The organism is Aliirhizobium sp. YIM B11859, from assembly GCF_057163345.1.
Map to the genome: position 1 here is coordinate 1 of NZ_JBXHAY010000049.1, position 828 is coordinate 828.

Below are 828 nucleotides of genomic sequence, written 5' to 3' on the forward strand. Positions count from 1 at the left end.
CACCAGTCAGGTGACCATCGAAACGCAATACGCCACGGAATATCCTCGGATATCGGATGGTATGGCGAAAACCGCCGACTACGTTTCTCTTTCTTCATTAGGATATGAACCATTGGTTCGCGCTCACGCGTCGTACCGCCTGTCTTTGACAGGCTGACGCTCCGCGAGGGCGCCGGACGACCGGCGACGGCCTCTGGCCTGTATGGGCGGTTGATGTTGGGCCTTTTTGGCTTGGCAGGATGGGCCCGTAGCTCAGTTGGTTAGAGCACACGCTTGATAAGCGTGGGGTCGGTAGTTCGAGTCTACCCGGGCCCACCATTTGGTTCAGTGAAATCGTTCGATCACCGTAATCCTGGTAGCTTTGTCTATCAGGTGCTTGAGATGGTTGGGGCTGTAGCTCAGCTGGGAGAGCACCTGCTTTGCAAGCAGGGGGTCAGCGGTTCGATCCCGCTCAGCTCCACCAATTCATTTTGGTGTCGAGATGAAGCGCGACATATCCTTTGAAGAAAAAAAGTTTGCACAATGCGATCTGCATTTGTGCCTGTTCTGCAAAAATCGTGAAGAGAAGATTGATCTGGAGGCTTCCAGGTGTGGGATTTATCCCATGTCGGAGCTCAGTTCTTATGAAACCAAGGATGACCTAGCCGGTCGGATCTGGTGGAGGGACTGGGTGATGTAGGAAGCTTGTCACTCTGGTCGGTCGTTGTTGGTGTTTTGGGCTTAGGCTTTGAGCATCTCTGACGATCTATTGATGTCCGGTTGCTAACCGCACGGACCCGGATTTAATCTCGAGAAGCTGGTCTTAAGACAAGACTGCAAGCGGGTCGC

2 tRNA genes are annotated in these 828 nt (G+C 53.3%); both read left to right on the forward strand.

Going from position 1 to position 828, the window contains the following annotated elements:
- The first annotated feature begins 241 nt into the window (after positions 1-241).
- Positions 242-318, forward strand: a tRNA-Ile gene (locus AC2GXZ_RS32565).
- Positions 319-387: 69 nt separating this feature from the next.
- Positions 388-463, forward strand: a tRNA-Ala gene (locus AC2GXZ_RS32570).
- Positions 464-828: the final 365 nt, after the last annotated feature.